The sequence below is a fragment of the Bacillus sp. AY18-3 genome, assembly GCF_008042305.1.
Taxonomy (GTDB): Bacteria; Bacillota; Bacilli; order Bacillales; family Bacillaceae_G; genus Bacillus_A; species Bacillus_A wiedmannii.
On the sequence record NZ_QKQR01000049.1, the window covers coordinates 1 to 10,679 of the forward strand.

General features: G+C 29.9%; 11 protein-coding genes. 4 read left to right on the plus strand and 7 right to left on the minus strand.

Translation table 11 applies throughout. The features are described from left to right. A partial coding sequence (locus tag DM800_RS28265) for a helix-turn-helix domain-containing protein (protein ID WP_147788140.1) occupies nucleotides 1–425 on the minus strand: 425 nt, incomplete at its 3' end. 325 nt (nucleotides 426–750) lie between these two features. Between DM800_RS28265 and DM800_RS28270 the strand changes: the two genes are divergently transcribed. From DM800_RS28270 to DM800_RS28280, 3 genes are all read left to right on the plus strand, one after another. Further along, a complete protein-coding gene (locus DM800_RS28270; protein ID WP_147788141.1) occupies nucleotides 751–1,323 on the plus strand; it encodes a tyrosine-type recombinase/integrase in 573 nt (190 codons plus the stop codon). A gap of 85 nt (nucleotides 1,324–1,408) precedes the next feature. Next, nucleotides 1,409–2,281, plus strand: coding sequence for a hypothetical protein (locus DM800_RS28275; RefSeq protein WP_147788142.1), 873 nt, complete (start codon nucleotides 1,409–1,411; stop codon nucleotides 2,279–2,281). Between the two features lie 258 nt (nucleotides 2,282–2,539). Further along, nucleotides 2,540–3,205 carry a helix-turn-helix domain-containing protein gene (locus tag DM800_RS28280; protein ID WP_147788143.1) on the plus strand — a complete coding sequence of 222 codons (666 nt, stop codon included), beginning with the start codon at nucleotides 2,540–2,542 and terminating at the stop codon, nucleotides 3,203–3,205. A 437-nt stretch (nucleotides 3,206–3,642) separates the two neighbouring features. Here DM800_RS28280 and DM800_RS28290 read toward each other — a convergent pair whose 3' ends face one another. After that, the gene (locus tag DM800_RS28290; protein WP_147788145.1) at nucleotides 3,643–4,203 is read right to left on the minus strand and encodes a MerR family transcriptional regulator; all 561 of its coding nucleotides are present in this window, start codon (nucleotides 4,201–4,203) and stop codon (nucleotides 3,643–3,645) included. 475 nt (nucleotides 4,204–4,678) lie between these two features. Between DM800_RS28290 and DM800_RS28295 the strand changes: the two genes are divergently transcribed. Further along, entirely contained in the window at nucleotides 4,679–5,260 is a 582-nt protein-coding gene (locus tag DM800_RS28295; protein WP_147788146.1) for a hypothetical protein, read from the plus strand. Nucleotides 5,261–5,366: 106 nt separating this feature from the next. Here the strand turns inward: DM800_RS28295 and DM800_RS28300 are convergent, their stop codons facing one another. From DM800_RS28300 to DM800_RS28325, 5 genes are all read right to left on the minus strand, one after another. Further along, nucleotides 5,367–5,927, minus strand: a complete 561-nt coding sequence (locus DM800_RS28300; protein ID WP_147788147.1) for a helix-turn-helix domain-containing protein — start codon at nucleotides 5,925–5,927, stop codon at nucleotides 5,367–5,369. A 612-nt stretch (nucleotides 5,928–6,539) separates the two neighbouring features. Continuing rightward, nucleotides 6,540–7,193 carry a MarR family transcriptional regulator gene (locus DM800_RS28305; RefSeq protein ID WP_147788148.1) on the minus strand — a complete coding sequence of 218 codons (654 nt, stop codon included), beginning with the start codon at nucleotides 7,191–7,193 and terminating at the stop codon, nucleotides 6,540–6,542. A gap of 261 nt (nucleotides 7,194–7,454) precedes the next feature. After that, the gene (locus DM800_RS28310) at nucleotides 7,455–8,690 is read right to left on the minus strand and encodes a plasmid recombination protein (RefSeq protein ID WP_147788149.1); all 1,236 of its coding nucleotides are present in this window, start codon (nucleotides 8,688–8,690) and stop codon (nucleotides 7,455–7,457) included. A gap of 440 nt (nucleotides 8,691–9,130) precedes the next feature. Continuing rightward, complete coding sequence (locus DM800_RS28320) at nucleotides 9,131–9,997, minus strand: FRG domain-containing protein (RefSeq protein WP_147788150.1); 867 nt, start codon at nucleotides 9,995–9,997, stop codon at nucleotides 9,131–9,133. A gap of 20 nt (nucleotides 9,998–10,017) precedes the next feature. Further along, the gene (locus DM800_RS28325; RefSeq protein ID WP_147788151.1) at nucleotides 10,018–10,338 is read right to left on the minus strand and encodes a hypothetical protein; all 321 of its coding nucleotides are present in this window, start codon (nucleotides 10,336–10,338) and stop codon (nucleotides 10,018–10,020) included. Nucleotides 10,339–10,679 lie beyond the last annotated feature (341 nt).

Below are 10,679 nucleotides of genomic sequence, written 5' to 3' on the forward strand. Positions count from 1 at the left end.
TAGTTCGGTCTTCTTTTTATTTTAAATTCATTAATAATTACTTTTTTTACATCACTATAAAATACCATTATTAGCATCCCTGATATAGTTATAAATAAAGAAACCCCTTCAATACCAATAAATATCCCTACAAATATAAGAACAATACCTATAAAAAATCCAAAATCATTTCCCTCATCATCTTCACAATCATCTTTATCCTTTTTATCTAAGTCCTCTCTAGCATCCCCTGATCCCTTTATTAACTCATCAATTGTTACTTCATATAAGTCACTAAGTAAAATCAAATTATCAATATCAGGATAACTCTTATTACTTTCCCATTTATAAACAGCTTGTCTAGTCACTCCAACCTTTCGAGCTACATCTTCTTGTGAAAAGCTTTTTGATTCACGAAACTTTTTCAATTGCGAACCTAAATTCATATTATTCACCTCTAAGAAATCATTACATATAAACCCTTAATTAATAAAGAAACCATTAATCTAATACATGTAAACTAATAGTTCACATATTCAAATCCTTACTAAATCCCTCTTTACATTCAATTAATACAATATTATCAGAAACTAAAAAAAGAATCCCATAAACATAGGAATCTTTTTTACTTTTATCAAATGTAAACTTTTAAATAAAAGTTTACATTCAAACCCTTTAAAACATTGACTTCTGACCAATTCCCCTGATATCTTCAATTTATACAACAAAAGTATACATTCAAAACACTATAAAATAAGAGGTCTAAAATCCATGAACAAAAAACCACATCTCATTGATGTCCAACCTATCCGTAGCAAAGAACAGATCGAAGATATGAAATGGTCCCTAAAGCGTCACTGTTCCGAACGAGACTATATTCTCTTTCTTATTGGCATTCATACCGGACTACGCGTAAGTGACCTACTCCAACTCGAAACACAAACTATATTAAAGTTAAAACGAAAAAAGAGAAAAGAATTCAAAATCAAAGAGGGAAAAACGAAGAAAGAACGCATGATTAACCTTACTTCTATTTTTGATGAAGTATACTCTTATAGCCAAACACTAGAAAGTACCTGGTTATTCCCTTCCCGAAAAGGAGATCAACCGATTAGTAAGATTCAGGCTTATCGACAATTGCAAAAAGCCGGAGATTTTGCGGATATAGAATCTATCGGGACCCATACCATGCGAAAAACCTTCGGTTATTGGTTCTATAAACAAACAAAAGATGTGGCCATGTTACAAGAAATACTCAATCATAGTACACCCAAAATTACACTTAAATATATTGGAATTAATAAAGAAGAAAAAGATAATATCCTTGATATATTCTTTATTTAATTTAGTTAAATTTAATAATATATATTCGATAATATGTTAATATATTCCTTGTAATATTAATTTATTTTATAGAAGAGGTAAATCGATGAAAAACATATTTGACTTTTTTAATCAAGGTTGGGTTGGTTCATTTATAGGAATCTTAGGTATAATCATAGCCTTGATAACAACCCTTATAGCATCTAAAGCAAAAAAAAGACTAGTGTACCAATGTAAATCTCTAAAGGTAATAGGTACAGATAGTATTACTCCTAACGAAATCGAAATAACTTATAAAGGAAAAAAAGTTCCTAGAGTTATAATGACTAAAATTACCATTTGGAATGTTGGAAAAGAAACTATAAATGGATCAGACATTGTAAATGATGATACTTTAAGATTAGAAATAGATAAAAATGAAGAAATTATAAGCTTAAATATTATTAACAAAACTAGAGATGTTAATAAATTCACCTCATTTTTAAATGCAAAATCTAATAATACAGCTTTATTAACATTTGATTACTTGGATCCTAATGATGGTGTAACTTTAGAAATATTACATACTGATTGGAAATGGAATCCTAAAATTAAAGGATCAATTAAAGGATTACCAAAAGGCCTTTTAAACTGGAGTAATGGAAATTCAGCAATACCTTATAAAAACGAAAAAAAATCTCGCTTAATAAAAATATTATTAGATCCTTATAATTCAAAATCGATTTCGATTTTAGCTGCTATTCCAGGAGTATTCCTAATAACGGTAGGTATTTTCTATAAAGAAATAGAACCCTTCCTAGAGTTTTCCCAATACAACGAAGTTAACATTCAGACTGCATTTATGATTGCTGGGGTTATATATATGATACCCCTTATATCTGAATTAATTAATATTAGAAAAAAACCGCCAAAAAAATTAGATAGTGATATTAACTATGAAAATACTACTATAAAAAAAGATAATAAAAAAATTTCATAAGTATAAATAAGAGAACACTTATAGACTAATCTATACTGCATTCCCTTATTGGCGGGACCCCTAATAACAAAAAATCAAATAATATTTTAAATAAAAACAGCGTAGAAAAAGATCTAGTCAAAACTAGATCTTTTTCTACGCTGTTTTTATAATAAAAGCCTCTCGCAACAGATCATTGCATGCCTTTTTTATAACGCTACGATGCGTTTCTTACTATTTAACATTAAAATAATTAAAGTAATTAAAGGAGGTACATATATGGACATTGGAAAAAAAATAAAACATTTAAGATTAATAAATAACATGACACAAGAAGATGTAGCCAGCCAATTATTTATTTCAAGACAAGTTATATCTAAATGGGAACTAGGAAAAAGTCTTCCCGATCTAACCAATTTATTAGCCTTAAGCAATCTATTTAATGTTTCAATTGATTCTTTATTAAAGGAGGATTCAAATTTGCAAAGTCAGATAATAAAACAAAGCAATTATAAAAGATATTTATTAATAGCCTCTCTCTACATATATTCTTTAATTACTATTGTTGTTATATTTTATTGTCTCATTGCCTTTTTACTTATGCCAAAAGACATAAAAACATCTGATCTAAAGATTATTAATTCGCACTTTTATCAAGAAAGCGATAAAAAAGAAATTCTATATATTTATAGTAAATTAACACCGTTCTTCTCCAATTATTCAGGAGATTATAGCATTGAAACAAAAGATCATGAAATAAACATTCATGCTAATCGAAATTCAATTCCATTTAGAAATAAAGATGTTTTATTTTCAATTGAAAAAGACATACCCCATGGAATAGATTGGGAAGAAAAAGATGTTTACATTGTAGATGAAAACAATAAAAAAATACTTATATATAACCATAAAAATAAACAGCTGTATTACCAACTAAAAAATTAAAAAGTAGGCGATCAAAATTAAAAACATTTACAAATATATTTTTATACTAACTACGCTTATTCTTAATATAATTAGTTCTCTACTCATTATGAATACAGGATTTACACCAGGAAATATGGTGTTTGCTATTACATTTTTATTTTTCACCATGCTATTCCAAACTACTACAATGCTATTTATTATATATATGATTAAAAATGATACATCTAAAAAAATAAGAATAATATTATACATATTTTTAACATTAGATATATTTATCTTTTTATCGTTGCTATACATGGCATATATAGTAACTACAGCATTAAAATATTATTAACATCTTTATAGCAAGGGAATGCTTGTAGACTGATCTATACTGCATTCCCTTATTGTATGTATGCTATAATTTCTACTTTTCTATTACCTAAATTAAGCCTTACTAAAAATAACAACTACATTCAATTTTTAAACAAACCGAAAAAACCTTTCCGTTTTTGTTTCTGATTTTCCTTCTGCATATTTCTAATGTTTTCAAGCAATAACTGATCTCGCTTCTCTAACTTCTTCTCTATAAAAACTTCTAATTCACTGTTTTTACCTTCTACTTCAGTTAACTTTTTCTCCGTATTCGCTAAATGTTCTTTTGTCGTAACCAATTCATTCGTAATTTCTTGTAATTTTTGAACAAGTGCTTGATTGAATTGATTTTGTAACTTCTGATTTTCTAATACTTCATTCAATTTCTTTTCTAATTCTGATTTTTCTTCTTTTGAAACAAACGAATCAAGTTCTCCGTTTCGCCATGCTCGAACTTGATCGTAAGACCATTTTTGCATCTGTATTTTTTCTTTTATTGCTTTTAATTCTTCTATATTCTCCTTCGAATATCTACGATGCCCTCCCTGGCTTCGCTCCGTTTGTATGTTAAATTCGTTTGACCATACCTTTAGCAAATCGGGTGTGATCCCTAAAAGATCCGCAACAATTTTCGGTGTATGCATTTCCGATTTTAGTTCCAATTTTCATTCCTCCCCCAAAAACGGAATACGTTTTTCACTTAATAAACACAATTAAATCAACATTCCAATCAAAATCGGAATGTACTTACAACCGATATAACAACCGATTTTAAAAACGATTTAATTTCGAAATACATTCCGATTTTACCACCGATATGTATTACTTCTCGATAATAACATCAAAATCTTTTTTTATTTATACAAGATTTTATACAAAAAAAGAATAGTGGGAATCGCTAGAATCCCCGTTACATCAAATATGTATAAAATCCTGTATACCAAATAAACAGACAAAAAAAGAAGAATCCTTGTAAATACAAGGATTCTATGAAAGTATTTGCTACCGATAATGTTACGTTATGTTAACCTCATATGAATATGGTATACATCAAGAAATGTACGACTTATTCTAATTTCTTCGTGATAGAATATAATAAATCCATATTTTAACAAAATGTAAAAAGGGGGAAAAATTTTGTATAAAAAACTAAGAAAACATCTTATATTAGGTTCCCTATTTCTTATCATTAGTGGCTGTTCAATTTCAACAGGGTACAACACGCAACAAGAAGCATTAAAACAAGGGTTAAAACCAACAAATAATACAGAGCTAGATAAATATAATGCTCTAAAAAGTATTATAAAAATAGATGAAAAAATAGCCTTTTTTGTTACACCTGATAATTACATTTCAATAGCAGATTTAGAAATAGAAAATGGAAAATGGACTGTTAGTGGGATAACAGGAGCAACAAATGTAAGTGAGTTAGAAGTACAAGATTCTGGTATATCACCTACTATGGGAATATCAAATGGAAAAGTTATTTCTGGTTATCTTAAAAACCCATCTATTAGCAAGGTATCATATGAGTCTACCCCAGGACATATTGTAGATTTAGATAAATTCTTACCAAACGAAACAAAGTACAAAGGATGGAGTTTATGGTACGTGATCCTTCCTAATAAATTAGATGATGATTTAAAGTCTTTTGATTTTATTACGACTGTTTTAGAATTCAAAGATACAAATGGCACTATTATAAAATATAAGAACTGATCAACTAAAAACAACTTCTGATAACGATAATTATGTAAACATAAAAGTCCTCCAGTTAAACAATCTGGAGGACTTTTAATAGTTTTCTAAAAACAATGTTCCTAAATTATATTCCAAACGCAGTCATTCCTAAATAAACCAGAATATAACTGATTAAAGGAATTGAAAGAATCAAACTTGTTTTTAATAATTTATTTTTTTTATCAACCTTTACTTTACTTACAGGTTTTTCCTCTATAAAATCAACTATTTCACGATAAGTTTTTAAATTGTTTTCTTTTTTTATATTTTCAACTTTCAATGATGCAAACATAAGAAAAATAGAAAGTACCAAAAGTGTTATAAAACCATAATAACCAAAAAAGTAACATACAGGTACAAGAGAAATAGGAAGTATAATCATTAATGCTAACATGATGTAACTCCACTTAAAGAAAGTTGATTTTTGAAGTTCTTCTTTCATGATCTTTACATCTCCTTTAACTAAATCATCCAGGGAGACATTAAAAAGAATACTCATCATTAATAAATTATGAATATCTGGATAGTTTCTTTCATTTTCCCAATTAGAAATAGATTGTCTGGAAACATGAATTTTTTCTGCCAACTCCTCTTGAGACATATTATCCCGTTTACGAAAATATTGTATCTGTCTACCAATGTTCATTTATACATCTCCCTTAAGTTTGAGGTTAAGTTAAAGGCTAATTAAAGACTACCAAATTTCTTTATAATAACGTGATTTTAAGATGTAAAAATGTTTTATCATGCTATTCTCCCCTGTTTTTGGGTGTGAGTGCTGGCTGGGGGTCTGGGGGCTAGCCCCTAGGAACTTAACGTAACTGAATATGGAATAAGCTTATTATTTAAATCGATAGAATTAGCGGTTCGGCGGGTATAATTGCTGGTCCAAGTCGAGCAACTTAACCCCGTTTTTGGTCTGTTCGGCTTGGCGAAAGCTAAAAACCCGCCGAAAAAAGTTTTGCAAGGACAGAATCAAAAAGAAAAGGCGATAGCCTTTAGGTGAGGATAAACGAACCGACTTTTTGATTCTGTGGGTGGAGATTTTTGAGTGATTTTCTCAAAAATACGACCCGTTCCTTGCGGAACTTTTAGCCCTATATATAAGAGTGAGATAGAGGAAATAAAAAAAACCAGTAATACCAAGGGTTTATAGCTTATGAGGTGTTACTTTTTCGTAACACCTGTGTTACAAAAAAGTAACACCTAAAAAAAGGAAAAACATAATAAAAAAAAGATGTCAATGAGAATTTGACATCTAAAATAAGTATATTGGTAATTTATATTTTTTCTTAGACTCATCAATTTTAAAGTTCCTTAATGAATTTCTAAAAATATGTTGAGTTGCTTTATCTATTCCATCTTTAGGACTACAACACATAATATTAGGATTTACAAACCATGTACGACTTGTACATGCACGACCATCTTCTGTTGTTATTCCTGCTGCTGCAACTCCTAGAACCCCTTTTTTAAATAAACCATTCATCGTTAAAGAAACATTTTTTCTTGCCATTTTAAAACGTTCGGCTAAATATGTAGGTGATGCTGGAGTGCTTGTATCTACATTATCCTTATCAATTTTTTGAATAATAACGTTAGTTTTGAATTCCACATATGGAGCAAGTTTAAATAAAAATGCTTCTTCCTTACTACTCAAATACTCAATTTCAGTAAGATAATTAACGTTATCCATAATTAGCTGCACAAACCTCACCCGATCTGTAGGTTTTTTCTTTTTCCCTATGAAATACTCATCTCCACCAGTTGTTTTACTTAATAACTGCAAGAGCATTGTTTTCTCTTCTTCTGAGTAACCACCGGCTTGCAACTGGTCATAAATGCTATCAATCTTACTATCTCTTATTTTCGCTTTTTTTTCAGCTTGTCCAAAATCTACAACTTTTGTCATAAAATAATTCTCTCCCTTAGTGGAAGGAATCAACTTTTATATGTTAGAATGTATATAGAATATATATTGGTTGATTCCAACCTTATTATGAAAAACCGCCTTGCCGTCCAAAGCTTGGGCGGTTTTTCTCGTTTGTATGTCTTTCTCTATAATAACATGAAACACCTTGTTAAAGCTTTCCATCTCTTACAAAAGCACAACATTCAATCCTCTTTTTCTTCTTCAAACTCATGCAATTCAATGCTTTTATCATTATCACTCCTATCTTTCCCTATCAAAATCTTGATGTCTTCTCATTTCTCTCTTATGTTCACGTTCAAATTGATTATCTATTCCCTTCCTATCCAATTCATTTTTAATAATTCCACTAAACACCTTAAATTTCTCTTTAAAAGCTTTTTTCGTCTGTTGATACAAAACTCTTATATTCTCCTTCAAATCCTTTATATGAGTTTTTAATGAGCCTATTTCAGTATTTAAATTTCTATTTTCCTCTTTTAACTTTAAATTTATCTTTTGGGATTCTTTTAAAGAATCATACAAACTATCAACTTGACGATTCAATTCCCTATTTTCTTTTACCAAATCAGTATTCTGCAAACGCTCATAATCTTTTTTTACAGTGACTGCTGCAGTTATTAATTCTTCTACTTTTTCGAGTTGCTTTGGAGAAAAAACATAATTGCCTGTTTCTTTCTCAATGATTTCAGGTTTACCAATTAATTTTGGTTTTACCTCTGTCTTGATCTCTTTCTTTTTGGTCTTTAGCGTAATTTTATTATTGGGCAATCGCTTGCTTATCTCGGTAAATTGATTCTCTATATTAGAAACTGCTTCAGCATATTCTTTGTATTGACGGACTTTCATATATTTATGGGAACCCACATTGGCACGTTCAAAATTTGGAATTTGTTCTTTAGCCAAAGATTCAATATAAGCCGTTTCTAATTGTCTCCAATTCGCAATTAGCTCCGTCCCTTTTCCTTGTACGCCTTGTTGTTGCAAGGCTCTATCCATTCCGACACGCCTCGTTAATCCTCGACTACTTTCGAAATTCGGTACATAGTTAATATGTAAATGCGGATTTGCTTCATCATCATGTAAAACCATGTTATAGACTGCTAGATTTGGATTTCGCCCTTGAAACGCCTCCGCATACTGTTTTAACGCTTCTTTTTTAGCTTCCCTATACTTTGGGTCATCTTTACCCTCTCCAACCGCTACAACCAATTCTCGTTGCTCATGTGTCTTTTCATTTTTATGTATTTTGTCATAGTAGTCCTGAATCTTACGGTCATTTCGTTTTTGCTTCTCATTATACTTGTCCACCGCTTTTTGAAAGACATCCTTGTATACAATCCGGATATCCTTTTGAACAAAGTAGATATTCTCGTCTAACCTGGATAGATCGATACCAGGATTCCCATAAATGTTTTCTCTGTTATTATGGCTTAATGAACTTTGGTGAGATTGATTAAATGAGATAGAGAACAACATAAAGTGCCACCACTTTCCCTAGATTAATTGACACAATAAGTCTAGCAATGCGACGAAATTGTGTCAATTGACGTAACCCTATACGTATTTTGACGCTTTCGCATCAAAATCGATAGGGGTCTGCGACGCTTTTCGGCTTTGCCGAGCCACATTACACGTGGCAAAAACAATACCTTGGGCGTTGCCCAAACCCACTGGGGAACTCTTCCCCAGACCCCATCATTCGAACTCCCCAACCCCTCAATCCTTGAGGGGCTCCCTCGCCGGTTGGCATCCCCAAAACGGTTCGTTTTGAGGAAATGCCAAGAGGGTGAAGAATCAGCTGCACGTGTCAATTCCTTAATGCTCCTTTCATGGATCAGTAAAAAACGCTGATCCATTCCAGTCCGCTTACCATTGACACTTACCGTTTATTCTCCACCTTATCACTCATTTAAAAATTACCTATTTAATTTAGCTTTACCATTAAATTTGGCTATATATTTCAATTTTTCATTATAAATATTATTAGTTAATTCAACATTTAAATAATGAGACAATCCATCTATATCATTATATACAGTAAAATGATTGATTCCATTCATAGTTAAATATTCATATACGTTCTCTACTAAATGTGGAGATATAATAATTTTTTTTAGAATTTTGCTTTTATGTTCAAGACAAACTGAATCTATCTCTGTTTCTAAATCCTTTAAACTATTACTTTGTACAGTAAAAAAGCCATTTTGTAATAACAACCTTGGATTATTTTTTGAAGGATACATTGCAAAGGAATTATTAAGTTTATTTTCTTTTTCATAAAATATTCTAGCTATATCTTTGTCTCCATAAATGGAGATTAGAGATTCTGCTGTCAGAATTGAAGTAGATTTATGAAAATAAAGATTCAAAGCATGTGGGTCTAATAACCATATACATGCATTTTTTTCACTATCATAATCCCATCCATCAAAAGCAAAATATAAAGAAGTAATAAATGAATCTGTCCAATCTAATAATCTCGTTTTCAAACCATGATGTTGCATATAAAATTTCATATTCCAATTATCCTCTTTTAAAAAAGAAGAAGATTGATTTTTAAAATTAACACCTAGACGCTGTTCTATTCTTAAATAATCATTTAAACCAAGTTTATTACTATTGTCATAAACACGAAATAATCCTGAATCTAACTTATAATCACAATCATTGTGCCCGCGAAACCATACCCAATTCCCTAAAGAATTCCTTCTAAAATTAGCTACAATTTCTAATATTTCATTCCATCTTTCACAAAAAATTTTGCTTTCGTTTTCAATATTCATTAACTTACTCCTCTTTAATTTTATAGCTTAAATGAAAATTCAGATCTAATAGCAGACTCTGGATTTTCATCATGAACAACCACAACATATCTTACCTTAATTATTTTTTCTAAATTACTACTAAATGAATCTTCGATTTCCATAACCCTTAAAATACATAAATCATTTTTATTAGGATAATCTATCAATTCAAAACGATCCCCTAAATTAAGACCCTTCCAATTACTAGATACTATTCCTTCCTGTACTAATTCCCTTTTTGAAGATTTTAATAAAACCTTTCCTTTTACATCATCCAAATTTCGAACTAAAAAAAATTCAATAAAACAATCAATATTCAAATAAAATCCCCCTTAAATTAAGAATGAAATAAAATATAAAATTTTCGAAATCTATATATATAACAATACTCTATAATTATAAAATACTACCTATTTTTTTACCTTTTTTCTCCATAAAATCAACATCCTCTTTTATACGGCTTTTAATGCTTAAGATTTTTTCCCTTTTTTGGGTATTTTCAAATTAACAACATGCTCACACCTTTTAACCAACAGCCTGTCATGATACTTTATATCAACGGAAATTACGTAATAAACAAAATAAAACTTACTATTTCTTAAAGATATTTGAAAGTAAACTAATGAATATTTGTTTACATTATAAAAAGAAGACCGAACTA